The following is an 18,626-nucleotide window of genomic DNA, read 5'->3' as shown; positions in this document are numbered from 1 at the left end:
AAGGGTTGCCGTTCCAACGACGTGACGCGCCGGTGGTTCCGTGTCCAGGTTCGCGTTGCGCTTCAGACCGGCGTCGAAACAGGGTGGATCGTGACACAGCCCGGACCGGATTTCCACGGGGGCTGGTCGATCAACCCCCCCTGATCAAGCCTACCGTCGACTGCCAATCGCGCGCGCCGGCAAGCACGGCACCGTAGACCGCCCTCCCGAGCGCCACGCCGCAGTCGGTATGGAGGCCCGCGTAATCGTCGACGCCTTCGGGTGCGGCAATCGCGATGCAGTCGGTACCGGTTCCCGTCGCCAGCCCGGTCGGCAGATGTACCTGGGCGTCAAGGATCGCGGCGGTACGCGCCTCGGTCACGATGCTCAGCGCCTCCAGCATCCCCGCGCGCGACAGCGGGTGATCGACGCGCACCCCCACGTTGACCGTGCCGTAATGCGCCCCAAGGTCCAGGTCCCAGTTTCGGCCGGTTCGATCGGTACGCGTGCCGACCCGTTCGGCATTCGATAGTCCCACGGTCGCGACGGCGCAGGCCGCGACCGTGCCTTCACGCGCGTCATGCCGGACAAAGGCATCCAGCCGGCGCGAGGTCAGCAGGCAGGGCGCATCGGGCTTTCCCAAACGGGCGGTTTCCGCGTCGAGCCACGCCTTGACGTTCAGATCGGGCGGCAAGTCGGCGTTGCGGATCTCTCGCCAGATCAGATGGCGTCCGCGCACGAATCCGGGGCGGTTGACGGTCCAGCTGAGCACCGTCATCTCAACGCCCAGATCGAAGGACAGCCAGGGCCGATCGAGCACGATCATCGGATCAGCCCCAGCGGCTGAAAGACCGGCCCCTCGGGTCCCGAGGCGAAATGCGCGGTGATGTGAAAGACCCGCGCCAGCAGGTCGGGCGACATCACCGCGTCCGGCGCGCCATCGGCGGCGATACGGCCACGGTCCAGCACGACGACACGCGTGCAATGCCGCACCGCCAGACCCAGATCGTGGAGCGACGCCACGACCGCCCTGCCCTCGCGCGCGGTCTGGGCGAACAGTTCCATCAGGCCGATCTGGCTGCCCGGGTCCAGGCCCGCCGTCGGTTCGTCGGCCATCAGAAGCGGCGTGTCCTGCGCCAGCGCGCGCGCGATCAGAACCCGCGCCTGTTCGCCGCCGGAAAGTTGCGTGGCGATGCGCGTGCGAAAGCCGTCCAGTCCCATGCGCGTGATGGCAGCGTCGATTGCGACCCGATCCTCGGCGCCGGGACACTGGCCCGGCGCCAGATGCGGGGCGCGGCCCAGGGTGATCACCGTCTCCACGTCCATCGGCCAGGCGATTTCGCGCGCCTGGGGCAGCCAGGCGACGGCGCGGGCGCGGGCGCGGCGGTCAAGGGCAGCAAGGTTCGACTGCCCGCGTGACTGCATCAAGCCGAGCGCGGCGCGCATCAGCGTGGTCTTGCCGGCGCCGTTGGGACCCAGAAGCCCGACGAACTCGCCCGCCGCGACCGAAAGCGAGATGTCGTGCAGGACGTCACAGGGGCCCCGTGCCGCGTAGAGATTCGAAAGCGTCAGCAACGCCATCACAACCCCTCGCGTCGGGTGCGGTAGATGAGATGCAGGAAAAGCGGCGCCCCGACCAGCGCGGTCAGCACGCCCAGCTTCAGGTCGCGCTCGGGCAGGATCAGCCGCACCGCGATATCCGCCGCCAGCAGCATCGCCGCCCCACCCAGTGCCGAGGCCGCCAGCAGGCGCGACGGCCGCGCCCCGACCACCGGGCGCAGGATATGCGGCACCACAAGGCCGATGAAGCCGATGGCCCCGGAAATCGCCGTGCCCGCCCCGACCACGCAGGCCGTCCCGCCGATCAGCACCAGGCGCATCCGCGTCAGCGACACGCCCAGCGTCGCCGCCGCATCCTCGCCCAGCGTCAGCGCATCCAAGCCGCGCCCCAGCGTCGCGAGCAGCGCCCCGCCCACCACCATGAACGGCAGCGCGAGCCAGACATGGGTCATCGACCGGTCGGCCAGCGAGCCCATCATCCAGAACACGATCTCGGCAGCGGCGAAGGGGTTGGGCGACAGGTTCAGGACCAGCGCGGTCAACGCCCCCGCCATGGCAGAGACCGCGATGCCGGCCAGGATCAGCGTGATCGACCCGCCGCTGCGCCCCGCCAGCAGCAGGATCAAGCCCACCGCAACCACCGCCCCCGCCATCGCCGCCAGAGGCAGCGCCAGCACAAAGGCTGCGGCGACGCCGGTCTGCAGCGCCAGCACCGCCCCCAGCGCGGCCGAGCCCGAAATGCCTATCAGCCCCGGCTCGGCCAGCGGGTTTCGCAGATAGCCCTGCATCGCCGCCCCGGCCAGCCCCAGCGAGGCCCCGATCATCGCCGCCAGAAGCGCCCGCGGCAGGCGGATCTCGCGCATCACCAGCGTCTCGGCAACCCCCTCGCCCCGGATCAGCGCGGCCAGCGCGCGCGCCGGCACAATCCCGGCCGGGCCAACCAGAAGCGAGGCGGCGAAAAGCCCTGCCACCAGTAGCGCCAGCACGCCCAGCAGCAGGGGAAAGCGCATCAGCGCACCTCTGCCCGGAGCGCGACAAGGCGGGCCAGCGCGCGCAGCACGTTCGGCGTGCCGCAGACCCAATCGGCGTCGGACACGCCGCCTACGCGTCGCTCGCGCAACGCAATCATCGCGGGATGATCCAGCACCGCCTCGGCCCGACTTTCGCCCGGATAGCGCTGACCCGAGATCACCAGATCGGGTGCCAGCATCACGATCCGTTCCATCGGCAGCGTGCCACCGCCGCGCAAGCCTTCCTCGGCTGCGATGTTGATGAACCCGGCCAGGTTCAGCAATTCGTTGGCCAAAGTGCCCCCACCGGAGGTGTAGTTGTTGGCGTAATGCAGTACCGCGCGTGGGCGCAGGTCCGTCTCGGACGTCAGCGCTGCCAGCCCCTCGTTGAAATCGTCGATCAGGGCCTCGGCGGCACGCTCGCGGCCCAGCCAGGCACCCATCTGCGAGATCGTTTCGGGAATGTCCTGCAACCGATCGGCAAGCGGCAGTTCGCGCACCTCGACCCCCAGTCGCCGCAGCAACCCCACGGTGTAGCGCGAAGTGTAGGGCCCCGCCAGCACCAGGTCGGGCGCCATGGCATGCACTTCCTCGGCCTGGCCGTAGTTCAGGCGAAAGCGCGCGGCCTCGGCGGCCTGCGGCGAAACCCGGGGGTCGGCGGCAATGTGGCTTACCGAAACGAGCTGCCCCGGCGCGGCCAGCATGATCGCAAGCTGGTCGGTGCACAGATTGATCGAGACCACCCTTTCGGGTGGCCCCGCGGACGAGGCCGTGGCGCCGCAAAGCACCACGGCCAGCGCCGCCAGATCAGAAGCGCGCGGCAACGCCAAGGTAGAACGACCGACCGGGCGTCGCGTAGCCCGGCACCAGTTGATACTGCTGGTCGAACAGGTTCTCGACCCGCAGGTACATATCGGCGCTGTCGGTCACCGCGTAGCGCAGGCTTCCGCTCACGACGGTATAGTCGTCGAAGGCCGCGCCGAACTCCGCCGCGCGCCCCGAGACGCGCTGCAGATCGACCGCCCCGCGCCAGCGGTCGGCCAGTACCGCATCCAGCCCAAGCGCAAGGTCATGGCGCGGCACCCGCGTCAGCCTACCGCCCGACGGCAGGCGCGCATCGGTATAGGTATAGGCGCCGGTCACGGTCAGGCGGTCGCCCACCGGCAGGCTGCCCGACAGCTCCAGCCCATGGCGACGCGAGGTTCCGGGCACGTTGTTGAGCGTGTTGGGAACAGCGAGCCCGTCGTAGGTGATCAGGTTAGAAGTATTCAGCCAGAAGAGCGTGGCGCTGACCTCGCCGCCCCCAGCAAAGCGATGATCGAGACCGATCTCGGCGCTGTCGCTCGTCTCGGGCTGCAGGGCCGGGTTGCCGACGAAGAAACCGTAATCGCCAAAGCGTTCATCCAGCGATGGCGCGCGGAAGCCGCGGGCGAGCGCACCACGCAACGTGGTGCCCGGTGCGACCTGCCATGCCGCGGTCAGCCGGCCGGTCCTGAACGACCCGAAGGCCGAATTCCGGTCGACCCGCGCCGTCGCGCCCAGATCCAGTTGCGCGGTCGGTGCCCAAAGAAGTTGAGCAAATGCGCCGCTAGTCCGGGTGCTCTCGGTCCCGGCGGGGATCGTGTCGGCGGTCGCGCGCTCCTGCGTCGTGTCGGCGCCCCAGATCAAGGTCAAGTCAGGCGTGACTTCGGCGACGCCCTGATACGCCAGCCCGGCGCGCCGCCCGACATACCCGTTGGTCAGTGCGCCCAGTTCGTAAAGATCGCGGTCAATGCGGTACCGGGAAAACGACAGTTCATGCTGAACGATGCCGGTCTCGATCTCGGCGAAGACGCGGGCGCCACGGGTGCGCCAGCGCGACTCGGCATCGGAATTCGGGTCGGTCGGCCAGCCGGTGTCGTAGTCGTTGCGCGACCTCTGCCCGAAAGCGGAGAGTCCGAAGGTCAGCACCTCGCTGGCGCGGTAGCGGAAACTGGCCGACAGGCGGGTGGCCTCGAACCCGTCGGGCTCGGCGTCCGGGCTGAAGCCGGGGGTGCCGGGGATACCCTCCCAGGCAGTGAAGCCGCGCGTCCGGCGATGGACCAGCGACAGCCCCGCCTCCATCCGGTCGTCGCGGAACGACAGCGCGTAGCGCGCCGCGCGCGTGCGGTAGCTGCCCAGTTCCAGCCCGGTTTCCTGGCTGAAGCCGTCCCGCTCGGGCCGGTGGGTGGTGATGCTGATCACGCCGGCAACGGCAGACCCGCCATAGAGCGCCGATTGCGAGCCGCGCAGAACCTCGATCCGGCTGACGTCATCCAGAAGCATGTGCCCGAAATCGGTCTGCACCGAGGTCGCAGTGGGATCGTCGACGCGAATGCCGTCGACATAGACCGCGACATAGCCCGGCGCGGCACCGCGCATGCGCAGGCCGGTCAACGTGCCGGGACCACCCGTGCGCACGATGCTGACACCCGGCAGACGCGCCAGCAGATCGGCAAGCTGGGTGGCGCCGCTCGCCTCGATCGAATCACGCTCGATGACGCTGACCGAGGCGCCGCTGCGCTGAACCTCGGTCGCGACGCGCGTCGCCAGAACGGTGATGCGGCCCAGATCGACGATCTGCGCCTGGACAGGAACGGCGGCCAGCACGAAAAGACCGGCCAAGGCGGGTTTGAGAATTGGAAGCGAAGGCATGTAACCATCCCGAAAGTCGGCGCCGGGCGCCAAGTGACGACATGTCTGGGAGGCATTCCTCCGCAGACGGTGGGGCATCACCTCTACGGACGGACCGTTGCCCCTGCGCCACCCGCGCATGAACAGGGTGATCGCCTCGGCAGGTTTCCTGACTCGCGGGTCGTCGCTTTGCCGGGCCTTCCCATGGCTTGCGCCACAGTGGCATGTGCCGACATCGCTCGCCGCTTACAGTTGCGGGGGCAGTCGCGGAATTGGCCGAAGGGCCGCACCGCATTCCCTTTTAACAGGCAGAGTACCGCCTGCACCGAAGCAACCTTTGCTTAATCCAATCGTCCGCGCCGGGCAAGACAAGCTTCCACCCAGCGCCGCCCGATCGCGCAATACTATCCCTGGTTGTACTGCACAGGCGCCGAAGGATCGGCGTCGCCGGGGCGCTTTCGCCGCTCGGTCCGGGCATAGGCGCGACCGATCATATGCGCGGCGATGGGCGCGGTCAGCAGCAGGAAAAGCGAGGTGGCGATCGCCTTGCTGATCACCTCGGCCGAGCCGACATGGACGGCAAGGCCGGCCAGCACCAGCAGGCTGCCCAGCGTGCCGGCCTTGGTCGAGGCGTGCATCCGTGTCAGCAGGTCGGGCAGGCGCACGATGCCGATGGCGGCGATCAGCACGAAGGCGCCGCCTCCCAGCAGCAGGATGCCGGTGAGGATCTCAATCATGGCCCGCGCCCCCGCCGTTCTTGTCACCGTCGCGTTCGAACCGTCGCTCGGCGTAGCGCGCCAACGCCACCGTGGCCAGAAACCCGACCAGCGCCAGCACGATCGCCACGTCTAGGAACGACGGCTCGCGCACGGCAACAGCATAGACGCCGCAGAAGGCGATGATCGTGATCGTCATCATGTCCAGCGCCACGACCCGATCCGCCAGGGTCGGGCCGATGGCAAGGCGGACGAAGGCCACCACCAGGCCCAGCAGGATCATGCCCAGCGTCAGATTGACGGCGAAATCCAGAAACTCGGTTGCGGTCATTTTTCGAATACCTCCGCTACCAGCCGTTCCAACCCGTCCTTCAGTTCCGTCACCAGCGCCTCGGGGTCGTCGGCGAACATCGCGTGCACCAGCAAGGTCTCGCGGTCCGGCGTCACATCGACGCTCAGCGTCCCGGGGGTGAGCGAGATCAGGTTGGTCACCAACAGGATCTCGATATCGCTTTTCACGCTCAGCGGCATCTCGATGATCGCGGGCTGGTTGCGCGGAAAGGGGCGGATGACATCCCAGGCGACGCGAATCGACGACAGGGTCAATTCCCACAGGAAGAACAGCGCCAACCGCACGATCCGGTAGACCCGCGCGAAGTACAGCCGCTCGATCCCGATCAGCGGCGCGGATAGCCACAGCGCGAAAAAGCCCAGCACCGCCCCCGTGATCAGCGATCCCAGCGTGAAGCTGCCCTGCATCCCGGCCCAGGCGAAGGCCAGCAGCAGGTTGACCACCAGTGCATTCATGGACGTTTTCATGGTCGCGCCCCCAGCACGGTCTCGACATAGTCCGTCGGGTCCAGCAACTGCGCTGCCGCCACCTCGGCGAACTGCACGAAGGGTTCGGGGTAGAAACCGATGAGGATGGTCATCGCCGCCAGCCCGCCGATCGGGATCATCATCGGGATGCGCACCTTGTCGGGCACGCGGTCGGGCGTCGGGTCGATCCCGTCTGGATGCGGTTTCCAGAACGCCATGCCCCAGATCTTGGTCATCGAGAAGATCGTGAGCAGACCGACGAACAGCGCGACGAAGGCGATGAGCCAGTTGTCCAGTTCGATCGCCGCCTTGACGATCAGGTACTTCGCCCAGAAGCCCGACAACGGCGGGAAACCGGCAAGCGAAAACGCCGGGATGACGAACAGCGCGGCCAGCAGCGGCGAGGATTTGTAAAGCCCGCCGATGCGGTTGAGGTCGGTATGCCCGGCCAGCTTGTTCGCCACACCGGCGACTAGGAACAGATTCGCCTTCACGATGATGTGGTGCACCAGATAGAAGACGCCGCCCATCAGCGCCAGCGGCGTGTAAAGGGCCAACCCCAGCGTCATGTAGCCGATCTGGCTGATGATGTGGAAGCTGAGGATCTTGCGGAAATCGGTCTGCGCCGCCGCCCCCAGAACCCCCGTCAGCATGGTCAGCGCCGAGACCCAGATCAGGATCTCATGCGTGAAGCCGATGTCGCCCACGAAGACCAGCGTGAACATCCGCATCAGGGCGTAGACACCGACCTTGGTCAGCAGCCCCGCGAACACCGCCGAGACCGCGAAGCTGGGCGTGTGGTAGGACGCGGGCAGCCAGAAGAACAACGGAAAGACCGCGGCCTTCACCCCGAAGCCGACCATGAACATCATCGCGATGACGGTGATCAGGCCCTGGTTCTCGGCATTCGCCACCGCGTCGCGCAGGTCGGCCATGTTCAGCGTGCCGGTCACGCCATAAAGCAGCCCGATCCCCGACAGGAAGACCAGGGTCGAGACCAGGTTCAGCGCGACATACTTGATCCCCGCGTCCAGCTGCTCGCGCGATCCGCCCAGCACCAAGAGCCCGAAGGACGAGATCAGCATGACCTCGAACCAGACATAGAGGTTGAAGACGTCGCCGGTCATGAACGCACCGGTCACGCCGGCGATCAAGGTCTGGAACAGCGCGTGATAGCCCAGCTTCTCCAGCCGCGCGGGGATCTCGCCGAGGGCGTAGATGGCGGTCGCCAGCCCGGTGATGGCGGTGATCACCACCATCACCGCACCCAGGTAATCCACCACCAGCGTGATCCCGAAGGGCGCGTCCCAGCTCGACATCTGCGCGGCGACCACGCCGCGCTCCAGCACCGCGACCATCAGCGCCGCCGAGGCGAGCAGCGACAAAGCCGAACCCGCCAGCGAAATCCAACGCCCCGCATCGGACATGCGCATCAGATACGCCACGACCGCCGTGGCGAAGGGGATGGCGATGGGCATGACCAGAAGCCAGCTCATCATTCACGCTCCTCCTTCGGTTCGGCGTATCGCATCTTGTCGCTGTCCATCGTGCGCAGGCGGCGATAGGCCTCGAAGGCCAGCGCCAGGGTGAAGGCGAGCAGCCCGAAGCCGATGACGATGGCGGTCAGCACCAGTGCCTGCGGCAGGGCGTTGCCGACCACGCCAAGGGGCGTGTCCTCTCCGTAGGGGACAAGCGCGGGTGCGCCCGGCGTCATCCGCCCCGAAGCGAAGATGGTCAGGTTCGCGGCGTTCGACAGCAGGATCAGCCCGAAAAGAAAGCGCATGAAATTGCGCGCCAGCATCAGGTAGACCGAGGCGGCGACCAGAACGCCGATGATCAGGGCGGTGAGCGTTTCCATCTCAGGTCTCCTCCTCGAAGGCGAAGGCGATCGAGAGGATTCCGCCGAGGACCACCAGATAGACGCCGATATCGAAGACCAGCACCGAGTTGATGGAAAAGGCAGCGGTCTCGTAGCTGTCGCCGCCGACCCAGTACCATTGCCCGGTGAAGAACGGATCACCGAAGACGAAGGACACAAGTCCCGCCAGCAGCGCCACGCCCAGACCCACCATTGCCAGCCCCTCAGGGCTGACGCGCAGCGCCGTGCGCGCCTCGGCCGACCCGCAGGCCAGCGCATAGACGATGAACGCGATCGCGCCGATCAGCCCGCCGATGAAGCCGCCGCCGGGCAGATGGTGTCCGCGCAGCAACATGAACAGCGAAAAGACCAGCAGCAGCGCCACCAGGATCCGGGCGCCCGCGGTGAAGATGATGGAGTTCATTTGCTGTCCTCCTTCTCCGCCTCACCCTCGGCCCCGCGCTTCAAGCCGCCCTTGAGCAGGGCGAACGCCCCCAGCGCGGCGATGATCACGACCGCGATCTCGCCGAAGGTGTCCAGCGTGCGGAAATCGACCAGGATGACGTTGACGATGTTGCGCCCGAACGCCTCCATCCAACTGGCGCCCTCGAAGAAATCGGTCAGGCGCCGGTCGAAGGGGGTTTCGACCACCAGCAGCAGCACAGCCGCGGTCAGCCCGCCGACGACCAGTGCCAGGATCGCATCCATCGGGCGATGAACCTGCCGGTTGTCGGGGTCGAGATGCGGCATCTTCAGCAGCGCCACCGCCAAAAGCACCACGACCAGCAATTCGACCAGCAGCTGCGTGATTGCGACATCGGGAGCCGAGTAGACGATGAAGATCAGCGCCACGCCGATGCCGACGACACCCAGCCCGGTCAGCGCCACGATCCGCGAGGAGGTCAGCAGCACCAGCACGGTGCCCGCACAGATCAGGAAGCCGATACCCCATTCAAGAAAGCTCAGCCCCGCAAAGGTTAGCGTCATCCCGCCCACCGGTCGCAGCACCATCGGCACCACGATCGCCAGCGCCAGGACCGTGAACGTGGCGAAAAGGTACTGATGCATCACGCCGGTCTGGATCACCCGCGTCTGCAGCTTGGCGAAGTCCATGAAGCGCTCCAGCATCCGGTCCCAGCCGGCATCGAGGTTGGGGCCGCGCGCCTCGATCCGCGCCAGAAGCGCGCGCAGATCCTGGTGGAACCAGTAGAGCACGAACCCCAGCGCGAAGGTCGCAAGGCTCAGGACCAATGGCAGGTTGAACCCGGCCCAGAGCTTCAACCGCCCACCCGTATCCGGCGCGCTCATCACTGCGGCCACCGCCGGTTCGACCAGATAGTAGGCGGTGACCCCGGGCATGAGGCCGGCCAGAAGCCCCAACACCGCCAGCGTCGCGGGGCCGATCAGCATCGGCCAGGGCCCCTCGTGCGGTTTGCGCGGCAGCGCGCCCTGCGGGCCGAAGAAGGGGCGGTAAGCCACGATCGCCGCCACCGCGAACATCAGCGCGAAGGCCGCCAGCGACATCAGCACCACGAAGACCGTCAGCGCCATGCTCAGCCCGCCGGCATAGGCGACCTCCTTGGCGATGAAGCCCAGGAAGGGCGGGATGCCGGCCATCGCCAGCCCCGCCAGCAACGCCATCATCGCCGTGATCGGCATGGCCCGCGCCAGCCCGCCCAGAACATCGGCGTCGCGGGTGCCGGTCGCGTGGTCGATCACGCCGATGGTCAGGAAGAGGCACGCCTTGTAAAGCGAATGCACTATCAGAAACGTCATTGCCGCGGTGATCGCATACCCGGTGGACCCGGCCAGGAACATCACCAGCGTACCCAATGCCATCAGCGTCGTGTAGGCCAGCGTCTGCTTCAGGTCGATCTGCCGGAGCGCCATGAAGGACGCAAAGACCGCCGTGACCGCCCCGAAGATCGTCAGCACCCAGACCCAGACATCGGTACCCGACAGGCTGGGATGCATCCGTGCCAGCAGATAGACCCCCCCCTTCACCATCGTGGCCGAGTGCAGATAGGCCGAAACCGGCGTCGGCGCCGCCATCGCATTCGGCAACCAGAAATGGAACGGCACCTGCGCCGACTTGGTGAAGGCGCCCAGCAGCACCAGGATCAGGATGCCCAGGTAATAGGGTTGCTCCGCCATGCTGCCCGCGGCATTCAGCTCGGACATCTCGAACGTGCCCTGCGTGACGCCGATCAGGATGAAGCCCGCCAGCAGCGCAAGCCCCCCCGCCGCCGTCAGTAGCAGCGCCTGCAGCGCGTTGCGGCGCGACTTCGGATCGGTATGCGAAAAGCCGATCAGCAGGTACGAGGTGAAGGTCGTGAGTTCCCAGAAGACGAAGATCGCGATCAGGTTATCGGCCAGCACCAGTCCCAGCATCGACAGCATGAAGCTGAACAGATAGAGCGCGAAGCGGTTGTACTGCGGATGCCCCGCCAGATAGCGCGCGGCATAAAGCATCACGAACGCGCCGATTCCGGTGATCAGCAGCGCGAACATCAGGCTCAGCCCGTCCAGCCAGAACGACAGGTTGATCTGCAGGCTGGGAATCCAGTTCCAGCTCCATTGTACGGGTGATCCCGCCGCGACGACCGGCAGGTACTGCAGGAAAAAGGCGAACAATGCCGCCGTCAGCGCGACGGTCGCCATCCCCGCAAGATTCACCCAAGGCGCGTTCGCGTCCGAATGTTCCGCCATCTCCCCGTCCCGGCTGTTTCGCCTTTTTATTGATGTTGCACCCAGTCCGGCGCACCCGACCCATCGTGCCGGAGAACTTTGTTTCCCATCTTGAGCGGGATTTCGCAACGCCCAACCGACCGGAAAGCGATCCTTCCTTGCCTGACGATGCGCGTTTGCCCGTTCACGGAAGGGTCAACCAATCCGAACAAACCCTCATGAAGACCTGCCGGCGACGGGGTTTTCAGTTGCAGCATGTTTGGTTACGATGGCCTCGCACAGCGGAGCAACCGGCGCGTACAGCACCCCTCCGGCCATTCACCCCCGATCACGAGGTTTCCATGACCCAGGCAAAGGCGGGCGATACCGTCCAGCTACACTACACCGGCACGCTCAGCGACGGATCGGTCTTCGACAGTTCCGACGGGCGCGACCCCCTCTCCTTCACGGTCGGCGCCGGGCAGATCATCCCCGGGCTCGACGCCGCCGTCGAAGGCATGGCGGTCGGCGAGCAGAAGACCGTCACCATCCCGTCCGAGGACGCCTACGGCGACTACCAGCCCGAGGCGCGCCAGGCCGTCCCGCGCGAACAGATCCCCGAGCATATTCCGCTGGACCCCGGCACCATGCTGCAGATGCAGACCCCCGACGGCAACGCGATGCCGGTCGTCGTCGCCGAAGCCGACGAGTCGACGGTCGTGCTGGACGCCAACCATCCGCTGGCCGGCAAGGATCTGACCTTCGCGGTCGAGGTCGTGGCGATCGGCTGAAACCTCCGCCCCGCGGGCATGCGCAACGGGGGTCCGCCCGCCGTTGCGCGTGCGGCGAACTGCGGCTAGAGCCACGCCATGGCCAAGCTGCACTTCCATTATTCGACGATGAATGCCGGCAAGTCGACGATCCTGTTGCAAGCCGCGCATAACTATCGCGAACGGGGCATGATCCCCTATCTGCTGACCGCCCGGCTCGACCGTCGGGCCGGCATGGGCCGCATAGCCTCGCGCATCGGCATCGACGAGCCTGCGGATACCTTCAGCCCCGACGATGACCTTTTCAACCGTGTCGCCGAACGGCAGGCCGAAGGCCCCGTCGCCTGCGTGTTCGTCGACGAGGCGCAATTCCTGACGCGTGACCAGGTCTGGCAGCTTGCGCGCGCTGTCGATGACCTGTCCGTCCCAGTCATGTGCTACGGTCTGCGCGTCGATTTCCGGGGAGAGCTGTTTCCGGGCTCCGCCGCGCTGCTGGCGCTCGCGGACGAGATGCGCGAAGTCCGCACGATCTGCCATTGCGGCCGGAAGGCGACGATGGTCGTCAGGCTGGGACCGGACGGGGAACCGGCGAAGGACGGCGCGCAGGTGCAGATCGGCGGGAACGAGACTTATGTCTCGCTCTGCCGCCGTCACTGGCGCGCGGCGATGGACGGCCGCCCGGCAAGCCAGCGGTAGAAGCGCGTCATGACCAGCGGCGTCAGGTACATCGGGATCTGGTAGAGCCCGATGAAAAGCAGCAGTTCATCGGCCAGCGACGCCGGCAGGACCGACAGGAAAAGGGCGATGTTGCGATTGCCCGCGACGATCCCCAGCGGCGCAGCCGCGCTGTCAGACCCAGCCGCCCGCGCCAGCAACGCCACCCCCGCCTGAAGACCGAAGTTGAGCGCCATGGCCAGCGCCAGCAGGCCCCAGACGCTTCCCCCGTCCGCCAGGGCCGGGCCGACCGCCCCCATGATCGCCACCACGACGACACCCAGGATCAGCGAGGCCAATCCGTCCATCCGCCGCAGCGCCCGATCGTGACCCGGCACCACGCCACGCAAACGCAGGAACAGCGCAAGGCCCCCCGCCAGGGCGATCACACCCAGCAATCGAAGGACGATCGCGGCAACCTGAGCCGGCTCCCCAAAGGCCGGAACCAGCGCGAAGACCGGGATCACCGTCAGCGGCAGAAACGTCGTGCCCAGCACCAGTTGACGCAACGCCGGCACCGGGTCGCCACCGGACATGATGGCGATGTTCGGACAGCCGGTCAGCGGCGCGGCGCACAGGACCAGCACGACGCCCAGCGCCGCCGCGCCGTGCCATCCCAGAAGCAGTAAGGCCAGCGCCGCGACCACCGGTAGCAGCAGTTGCAGCACCAGCGTCACGCCCAGCGCGCTTCCGATCCCGCGCAGGCCTGCACGCACCCCTTCGGGGCCCAGTCTCAGGACCGCGAGGAACAGCAGCAGCACGACCATCGGCGCGATCAGCGCCCGACCGGCTTCGGCGACCGACGGCGCCGCAATGCCCAGCGCGATCCCGGCCACCAGACCGGCAACCAGAACGCCCCGCCCGTGCCGGGCGCAGTAGTCGAGCATTCCACCCATGCCTGCCTCCGCCGGACAGGCTACAGGGCGGCGCGGCTTTGTCCAGACAGACCCGCCGCAGGCCCGGAAACTCGCGCCGAATACTGGTGATCAACCGGGCAGGAACGTATGGGCGGGACTGTCGAACATCCTCAAACCGGCCCAGACAACCCGTCCGGAGAAAGTTTCACTGCGATTAACGCGACTGATTTCTCTCACCAAATCAACCACTTGGGAAAGCGCTCGCATGCGAGCACTTTCCACGACCGGCCGCGCGATCAGTCTTCCTCTTCGTCGTCCGTCGCGTCTTCCGCGCCGTCGGCCTCATCGGCGAGTTCGCCCTCGGCCTTGACGTCGACATCGATCGCGTCGTCGATCTCATCGTCCCCGGCACTTTCGGACTCACTGCTCTCATCCGAGGTATCACTCTCGTCGGCAGTATCGTTTTCGTCCGCGCTGTCGTTCTCTTCCGCGCTGGCCTGATCTTCGGTGTCGCCGTTCTCCTCGTCATCCGCCGCCGCCGCCGCGTCATTGACAGCCGCGCATCCCTCCATGTCCGGCGCCCTTTCGCAAACCAGAAGCCGCACCAGAACCGTCGCGCACCCCTCGGCCAGACGATCGTCCAGGCAGGTCTGGATTCGCTCGGATGTCAGGGTCGCGGCGGGACCACCTGCCTGCTGGGCTGACGCCGGCAACGCAACCACCGGCAAGCCGAGGACCGTAAGGGCAGTGAGGGACTTCATGAGGGGGCGCAGCATAGCGGACTCCTTTATCTGGGTTGACGTTCCTGGCGTTCCGTTTGCCGTACTCGGCCGCAGCGGCCCCAAGCCACCGTCCGGCGCTCATACCGGCAGGATGGTCGTGGCCTTGATCTCCTCCATCGATAGCAGCGCGGTGACGTTATAGATACGCACATCCCGTATCAGGGCCTGGTAAAACACATCATAGGCCCGCGCGTTCTGCACGCGCACCTTCAGGATGTAGTCGATCTCTCCGGCGAGGCGGTGCGCCTCCAGCACCTCGGGCCGGGCGCGGACGGAGCGCAGAAAGCGATCCTGCCAGTCGGCCTCGTGCTCCGACGTGCGGATCAGCACGAAAAAGCACGCCTCCAGCCCCAGCGCGTCGGGATCCAGCAGCACGGTCTGGCGGCCGATCACCCCGGCGTCGCGCAGCTTCCGGATCCGGTTCCAAACCGGCGTCTTGCTCGACCCGACCTTGCGCGCGATCTCGTCCAGCGACTGGCCCGCATCCTGCTGCAGTTCGGCAAGGATCTTGCGGTCCAGCGGATCGAGATCATGGGCAGGCATCTATCACTCCAAAGGGCGCCTCAGCACTAGCGCCGTCCGGAACAACGAGCAAGCCGCCGCGCCGGTTCCCTTGCACCGCGGTGCAGTTGGACTTGCAAGGAAGAAACGAGCGGCCAGACCCAGACGCTGAAGACGGCGACAGCGACTTTGCCGACCCTCCGAAAAAGGCGCCTTAGACCACCCGTTCGACCATCAGCTTCTTGATCTGCGCGATCGCCTTCGCCGGGTTCAAACCCTTCGGGCAAGTCTTCGTGCAGTTCATGATCGTGTGGCAGCGATAAAGCTTGAACGGATCGTGCAGATCGTCCAGCCGCTCGCCCGTCGCCTCGTCGCGGCTGTCGATGATCCAGCGATAGGCATGCAGCAACGCGGCCGGGCCCAGGTAGCGGTCGCCGTTCCACCAGTAGCTGGGGCACGCGGTCGAGCAGCAGGCGCACATCACGCATTCATAGAGTCCGTCGAGCTTCTCGCGATCCTCGATCGACTGGCGCCATTCCTTCGCCGGCGTGTTCGACTTCGTCTCCAGCCACGGCTGGATCGAGGCGTGCTGGGCATAGAAATGCGTCAGATCCGGCACCAGGTCCTTGACCACCGGCATGTGAGGCAGCGGGTAGATATTCACGTCACCCTTCACCTCGTCCATGCCGAAGATGCAGGCAAGATGGTTGCCGCCGTCGATGTTCATCGCGCAGGATCCGCAAATCCCCTCGCGGCAGGACCGCCTGAAGGTCAGCGTCGGGTCGATCTCGTTCTTGATCTTGATCAGCGCGTCCAGAACCATCGGCCCGCAATTGTCCATGTCGACGAAATAGGTGTCGACCCGCGGGTTCTCGCCGTCGTCCGGGCTCCAGCGATAGATGCGGAAGGTCCGCAGATTTGTCGCCCCCTCGGGCTTCGGCCAGGTCTTGCCGGTGCGCATCTGGCTGTTCTTCGGCAGGGTCAGTTGAACCATCGATCCATTCCTCAGTAAACACGGGCCTTGGGCGCGATCTTCTTCAGGTCGATCCCACCCTGATCGGCCGTGGTCAGCGGGTCGGTGACGACCGGGCGGTAGTCCAGCCGCACCTTGGTGCCCTCGACCCAGGCGAGCGTGTGCTTGCGCCAGTTGGCGTCGTCGCGGTCGGGGTAATCCTCGTGCGCGTGGGCGCCGCGGCTTTCCTTGCGCGCCTCGGCCGAGACGATGGTGGTCAGCGCGTTGGGCATCAGGTTCTCCAACTCCAGCGTCTCCATCAGGTCGGTGTTCCAGATCAGCGAGCGGTCGGTGACCTTGATGTCGGCCATCTTGGCGGCGACCGCCTCCATCTTCTTGCACCCCTCGGCCAGGGTCTTGTCGGTGCGGAAGACGGCGGCGTCCTCTTGCATGGCCTTCTGCATCTCCAGCCGCAGATCGGCGGTGGGCACCGCACCATTGGCGTTGCGGGTCCGGTCGAAACGCTCCAGCGCCTTGTCGACCGCGGCTTTCGATGCGCGCGGAATGGCGCTGTCGCGGTCGACGACCTGCCCCGCGCGGATCGCCGCGGCGCGGCCAAAGACCACCAGATCGATGAGCGAGTTCGACCCCAAACGGTTGGCCCCGTGGACCGAGGCACAGGCCGCCTCGCCCACCGCCATCAGCCCAGGGGCCAGGCGGGTCGGGTTCTCGGCATCGGGGTTCAGCACCTCGCCCCAGTAGTTGGTGGGGATGCCGCCCATGTTGTAGTGCACCGTCGGGAGGACCGGGATCGGCTCCTTGTTCACGTCCACCCCGGCAAAGACCCGGGCCGATTCCGAAATGCCGGGCAGGCGCAGATGCAGCGTTTCGGGCGGCAGGTGGTTCAGGTGCAGGTGGATATGGTCCTTGTCCGGGCCGACCCCCCTGCCCTCGCGGATCTCCATCGTCATGCAGCGGCTGACGACGTCGCGGCTGGCCAGGTCCTTGTAGGTCGGCGCGTAGCGTTCCATAAACCGCTCGCCCTCGGAGTTGGTCAGATAGCCGCCCTCGCCGCGCGCGCCTTCGGTGATCAGGCAGCCGGCGCCGTAGATGCCGGTCGGGTGGAACTGCACGAATTCCATGTCCTGAAGCGGCAAGCCCGCCCGCGCCACCATGCCGTTGCCGTCACCCGTGCAGGTATGCGCCGAGGTGGCGCTGAAATAGGCGCGCCCGTAGCCGCCGGTCGCCAGCACCACGACCTTTGCGTTGAACTGGTGCAGCGTGCCGTCATCCAGCTTCCACGCCAGCACGCCGACGCAGCCGCCGTCCTCGTCCATCAGCAGGTCGGTGGCGAAATACTCGATGTAGAACTCGGCCTTTTCCTTCAGCGACCGGCCATAAAGCGTGTGCAGGATCGCGTGCCCAGTCCGGTCGGCGGCGGCGCAAGTGCGCTGCACGGGCGGGCCTTCGCCGAATTCGGTCGTGTGCCCGCCAAAGGGGCGCTGATAGATCTTGCCATCCTCGGTCCGCGAAAACGGCACGCCGTAATGCTCCAGCTCGTAGACCGCCTTCGGCGCCTCGCGGGCCAGGTATTCCATGGCATCCGTATCGCCCAGCCAGTCCGATCCCTTGACGGTGTCGTACATGTGCCACTGCCAGTGGTCGGGACCCATGTTGGACAGCGACGCGGCGATGCCGCCCTGGGCCGCGACCGTGTGCGACCGGGTCGGAAAGACCTTTGTCACGCAGGCGGTCTTCAGCCCCTGTTCGGCCATGCCCAGCGTCGCGCGCAGCCCGGCGCCGCCGGCACCGACCACGACCACGTCATAGGAATGTTCTTCGATTTCATATGCAGGCATGGAGTATCCTCAGGCGCGCAACAGGATGGTCAGGATGGCGAAAACACCGGCGAGCGCGAAGGCCCCGCAAAGCAGCGTGTTGCCCAGCAGCAGCCCCATGCGCGGGCCCTTTTGCGGGACGTAATCCTCGACCACCACCTGCAGCCCCTGCGCCAGATGCCAGAAGCCGACCAGCAGGAACGCCACGGCGACAAGCGCGTTCCCCCAGCCGGAATAGGTGGCGAGGATCGCCTCGTACCCGCCGCCCAGCGCGCGGCCAAAGGGGATGACGAAAAGCGGCGTCAGCGGGATCAGCGCCAGCGACGAGATCCGCTGCCCCCACCAGTGGCCAACGCCTTCATGTGCGGCGCCGAGGTTCTGAACGCGTGCATAATCGGTCCGGTAGCCCATCGTCGCCCCCCTTTACCAGATCGCCAGGATGAAGATCAGCGTTAGCACGACCGATCCGCCAAGGACGACGTAGTTCGCTTTCTCGGTGAACTCCAGGTCGAACCCGCGCCCGATGTCCCACCACAGGTGCCGGATGCCGTTCAGCGCATGGTAGCAAAGCGCCCAGAGGCTTCCGATCAGGATCAGCTGCCCCAGGATCGAAGCCAGCAGCCCGTCGACGAAATCCGAATACCCCGGCCCGATCGCCGCCGCGATGAACTGCCAGGCGACCAGCAACGCGCCCAGCGTCAGCCCGGCACCCGTGATCCGGTGCAGGATCGACATCTTCGCGGTCAGTGGAAGGCGGTAGACCTGCAGATGCGGGGAAAGCGGCCGGTTGCCCCGGTTCACGTCAGCCATGATCGGTCCCTTTCGTGTGGCAGGCGGGACCAGATGCCCCACCGGCTTCGACGGAATGAATAACGCATTTTCCGGCCGAGTCACGCCCGGATTGCCGATTTCTGCGCGGGCTGCGACACTACGGATAGGGATTCCTTCCTT

The 18,626-nt window shown here is 66.5% G+C and carries 21 protein-coding genes and 1 riboswitch; of the genes, 2 read left to right on the top strand and 19 right to left on the bottom strand.

Annotated elements, in window-relative coordinates:
* Nucleotides 1-130: 130 nt before the first annotated feature.
* From IM708_RS01255 to mbhE, 12 genes are all read right to left on the bottom strand, one after another.
* Nucleotides 131-805, bottom strand: coding sequence for an adenosylcobinamide amidohydrolase (locus tag IM708_RS01255; RefSeq protein WP_209424478.1), 675 nt, complete (start codon nt 803-805; stop codon nt 131-133).
* On the bottom strand, nt 802-1,560 hold the full coding sequence (locus tag IM708_RS01250) for an ABC transporter ATP-binding protein (RefSeq protein ID WP_209424477.1): 759 nt from the start codon (nt 1,558-1,560) through the stop codon (nt 802-804). Before IM708_RS01250 ends, IM708_RS01255 begins: the two co-directional genes overlap by 4 nt.
* The gene (locus tag IM708_RS01245; RefSeq protein ID WP_209424476.1) at nt 1,560-2,549 is read right to left on the bottom strand and encodes an iron ABC transporter permease; all 990 of its coding nucleotides are present in this window, start codon (nt 2,547-2,549) and stop codon (nt 1,560-1,562) included. The genes IM708_RS01250 and IM708_RS01245 overlap by 1 nt, the downstream gene beginning before the upstream one ends.
* Nucleotides 2,549-3,379 carry an ABC transporter substrate-binding protein gene (locus IM708_RS01240; protein WP_245242917.1) on the bottom strand — a complete coding sequence of 277 codons (831 nt, stop codon included), beginning with the start codon at nt 3,377-3,379 and terminating at the stop codon, nt 2,549-2,551. The genes IM708_RS01245 and IM708_RS01240 overlap by 1 nt, the downstream gene beginning before the upstream one ends.
* Entirely contained in the window at nt 3,357-5,222 is a 1,866-nt protein-coding gene (locus IM708_RS01235; RefSeq protein ID WP_209424475.1) for a TonB-dependent receptor, read from the bottom strand. The genes IM708_RS01240 and IM708_RS01235 overlap by 23 nt, the downstream gene beginning before the upstream one ends.
* A gap of 120 nt (nt 5,223-5,342) precedes the next feature.
* A riboswitch (cobalamin riboswitch) is annotated at nt 5,343-5,546 on the bottom strand.
* Between the two features lie 59 nt (nt 5,547-5,605).
* A complete protein-coding gene (gene mnhG, locus IM708_RS01230) occupies nt 5,606-5,938 on the bottom strand; it encodes a monovalent cation/H(+) antiporter subunit G (protein WP_209424474.1) in 333 nt (110 codons plus the stop codon).
* Nucleotides 5,931-6,248, bottom strand: coding sequence for a cation:proton antiporter (locus IM708_RS01225; protein WP_209424473.1), 318 nt, complete (start codon nt 6,246-6,248; stop codon nt 5,931-5,933). The genes mnhG and IM708_RS01225 overlap by 8 nt, the downstream gene beginning before the upstream one ends.
* A complete protein-coding gene (locus IM708_RS01220; protein ID WP_209424472.1) occupies nt 6,245-6,724 on the bottom strand; it encodes a Na+/H+ antiporter subunit E in 480 nt (159 codons plus the stop codon). Before IM708_RS01220 ends, IM708_RS01225 begins: the two co-directional genes overlap by 4 nt.
* 8 nt (nt 6,725-6,732) lie before the next feature.
* The gene (locus IM708_RS01215; RefSeq protein ID WP_245242916.1) at nt 6,733-8,235 is read right to left on the bottom strand and encodes a Na+/H+ antiporter subunit D; all 1,503 of its coding nucleotides are present in this window, start codon (nt 8,233-8,235) and stop codon (nt 6,733-6,735) included.
* A complete protein-coding gene (locus IM708_RS01210; RefSeq protein WP_209424471.1) occupies nt 8,232-8,594 on the bottom strand; it encodes a Na+/H+ antiporter subunit C in 363 nt (120 codons plus the stop codon). Before IM708_RS01210 ends, IM708_RS01215 begins: the two co-directional genes overlap by 4 nt.
* Before the next feature lies 1 nt (nt 8,595).
* Nucleotides 8,596-9,018: an MnhB domain-containing protein gene (locus IM708_RS01205; RefSeq protein ID WP_209424470.1), complete on the bottom strand. Its 423-nt coding sequence runs from the start codon at nt 9,016-9,018 to the stop codon at nt 8,596-8,598.
* On the bottom strand, nt 9,015-11,303 hold the full coding sequence (gene mbhE, locus IM708_RS01200; RefSeq protein WP_245242915.1) for a hydrogen gas-evolving membrane-bound hydrogenase subunit E: 2,289 nt from the start codon (nt 11,301-11,303) through the stop codon (nt 9,015-9,017). The genes IM708_RS01205 and mbhE overlap by 4 nt, the downstream gene beginning before the upstream one ends.
* A 320-nt stretch (nt 11,304-11,623) precedes the next feature.
* Between mbhE and IM708_RS01195 the strand changes: the two genes are divergently transcribed.
* Entirely contained in the window at nt 11,624-12,052 is a 429-nt protein-coding gene (locus tag IM708_RS01195) for a peptidylprolyl isomerase (RefSeq protein ID WP_209424469.1), read from the top strand.
* 78 nt (nt 12,053-12,130) lie between these two features.
* Nucleotides 12,131-12,727: a thymidine kinase gene (locus IM708_RS01190; RefSeq protein ID WP_209424468.1), complete on the top strand. Its 597-nt coding sequence runs from the start codon at nt 12,131-12,133 to the stop codon at nt 12,725-12,727.
* Here IM708_RS01190 and IM708_RS01185 read toward each other — a convergent pair.
* The 7 genes from IM708_RS01185 to sdhC all read right to left on the bottom strand — a co-directional run bounded on the left by IM708_RS01185 (nt 12,682) and on the right by sdhC (nt 18,485).
* Nucleotides 12,682-13,641, bottom strand: coding sequence for a hypothetical protein (locus tag IM708_RS01185; RefSeq protein WP_209424467.1), 960 nt, complete (start codon nt 13,639-13,641; stop codon nt 12,682-12,684). The two genes, IM708_RS01190 and IM708_RS01185, sit on opposite strands and share 46 nt — an antisense overlap.
* A gap of 257 nt (nt 13,642-13,898) precedes the next feature.
* Nucleotides 13,899-14,378 (bottom strand): hypothetical protein, encoded by a 480-nt coding sequence (locus IM708_RS01180; RefSeq protein ID WP_209424466.1) that lies wholly within the window; start codon nt 14,376-14,378, stop codon nt 13,899-13,901.
* Between the two features lie 84 nt (nt 14,379-14,462).
* Nucleotides 14,463-14,927, bottom strand: coding sequence for an Lrp/AsnC family transcriptional regulator (locus IM708_RS01175; RefSeq protein WP_209424465.1), 465 nt, complete (start codon nt 14,925-14,927; stop codon nt 14,463-14,465).
* A 172-nt stretch (nt 14,928-15,099) separates the two neighbouring features.
* Nucleotides 15,100-15,879, bottom strand: coding sequence for a succinate dehydrogenase iron-sulfur subunit (locus tag IM708_RS01170; RefSeq protein WP_209424464.1), 780 nt, complete (start codon nt 15,877-15,879; stop codon nt 15,100-15,102).
* An 11-nt stretch (nt 15,880-15,890) separates the two neighbouring features.
* Entirely contained in the window at nt 15,891-17,696 is a 1,806-nt protein-coding gene (sdhA, locus tag IM708_RS01165; RefSeq protein WP_209424463.1) for a succinate dehydrogenase flavoprotein subunit, read from the bottom strand.
* A 9-nt stretch (nt 17,697-17,705) separates the two neighbouring features.
* Nucleotides 17,706-18,086 (bottom strand): succinate dehydrogenase, hydrophobic membrane anchor protein, encoded by a 381-nt coding sequence (sdhD, locus tag IM708_RS01160; RefSeq protein ID WP_209424462.1) that lies wholly within the window; start codon nt 18,084-18,086, stop codon nt 17,706-17,708.
* 12 nt (nt 18,087-18,098) lie between these two features.
* Nucleotides 18,099-18,485 carry a succinate dehydrogenase, cytochrome b556 subunit gene (gene sdhC / locus IM708_RS01155; RefSeq protein ID WP_209424461.1) on the bottom strand — a complete coding sequence of 129 codons (387 nt, stop codon included), beginning with the start codon at nt 18,483-18,485 and terminating at the stop codon, nt 18,099-18,101.
* Between the last annotated feature and the right edge of the window lie 141 nt (nt 18,486-18,626).

The sequence above is a fragment of the Pararhodobacter sp. SW119 genome (assembly GCF_017811755.1).
Classification (GTDB): domain Bacteria; phylum Pseudomonadota; class Alphaproteobacteria; order Rhodobacterales; family Rhodobacteraceae; genus Pararhodobacter.
The sequence above is the reverse complement of the archived record's forward strand: the minus strand, read 5'-3'. Positions and strand labels throughout refer to the sequence as shown.

Coding starts and splice junctions, on each gene's coding strand:
- IM708_RS01255 (WP_209424478.1), bottom strand. CDS start 805: ATGATCGTGCTCGATCGGCCCTGGCTGTCCTTCGATCTGGGCGTTGAG.
- IM708_RS01250 (WP_209424477.1), bottom strand. CDS start 1,560: ATGGCGTTGCTGACGCTTTCGAATCTCTACGCGGCACGGGGCCCCTGT.
- IM708_RS01245 (WP_209424476.1), bottom strand. CDS start 2,549: ATGCGCTTTCCCCTGCTGCTGGGCGTGCTGGCGCTACTGGTGGCAGGG.
- IM708_RS01235 (WP_209424475.1), bottom strand. CDS start 5,222: ATGCCTTCGCTTCCAATTCTCAAACCCGCCTTGGCCGGTCTTTTCGTG.
- mnhG (WP_209424474.1), bottom strand. CDS start 5,938: ATGATTGAGATCCTCACCGGCATCCTGCTGCTGGGAGGCGGCGCCTTC.
- IM708_RS01225 (WP_209424473.1), bottom strand. CDS start 6,248: ATGACCGCAACCGAGTTTCTGGATTTCGCCGTCAATCTGACGCTGGGC.
- IM708_RS01220 (WP_209424472.1), bottom strand. CDS start 6,724: ATGAATGCACTGGTGGTCAACCTGCTGCTGGCCTTCGCCTGGGCCGGG.
- IM708_RS01215 (WP_245242916.1), bottom strand. CDS start 8,235: ATGATGAGCTGGCTTCTGGTCATGCCCATCGCCATCCCCTTCGCCACG.
- IM708_RS01210 (WP_209424471.1), bottom strand. CDS start 8,594: ATGGAAACGCTCACCGCCCTGATCATCGGCGTTCTGGTCGCCGCCTCG.
- IM708_RS01205 (WP_209424470.1), bottom strand. CDS start 9,018: ATGAACTCCATCATCTTCACCGCGGGCGCCCGGATCCTGGTGGCGCTG.
- mbhE (WP_245242915.1), bottom strand. CDS start 11,303: ATGGCGGAACATTCGGACGCGAACGCGCCTTGGGTGAATCTTGCGGGG.
- IM708_RS01195 (WP_209424469.1), top strand. CDS start 11,624: ATGACCCAGGCAAAGGCGGGCGATACCGTCCAGCTACACTACACCGGC.
- IM708_RS01190 (WP_209424468.1), top strand. CDS start 12,131: ATGGCCAAGCTGCACTTCCATTATTCGACGATGAATGCCGGCAAGTCG.
- IM708_RS01185 (WP_209424467.1), bottom strand. CDS start 13,641: ATGGGTGGAATGCTCGACTACTGCGCCCGGCACGGGCGGGGCGTTCTG.
- IM708_RS01180 (WP_209424466.1), bottom strand. CDS start 14,378: ATGCTGCGCCCCCTCATGAAGTCCCTCACTGCCCTTACGGTCCTCGGC.
- IM708_RS01175 (WP_209424465.1), bottom strand. CDS start 14,927: ATGCCTGCCCATGATCTCGATCCGCTGGACCGCAAGATCCTTGCCGAA.
- IM708_RS01170 (WP_209424464.1), bottom strand. CDS start 15,879: ATGGTTCAACTGACCCTGCCGAAGAACAGCCAGATGCGCACCGGCAAG.
- sdhA (WP_209424463.1), bottom strand. CDS start 17,696: ATGCCTGCATATGAAATCGAAGAACATTCCTATGACGTGGTCGTGGTC.
- sdhD (WP_209424462.1), bottom strand. CDS start 18,086: ATGGGCTACCGGACCGATTATGCACGCGTTCAGAACCTCGGCGCCGCA.
- sdhC (WP_209424461.1), bottom strand. CDS start 18,485: ATGGCTGACGTGAACCGGGGCAACCGGCCGCTTTCCCCGCATCTGCAG.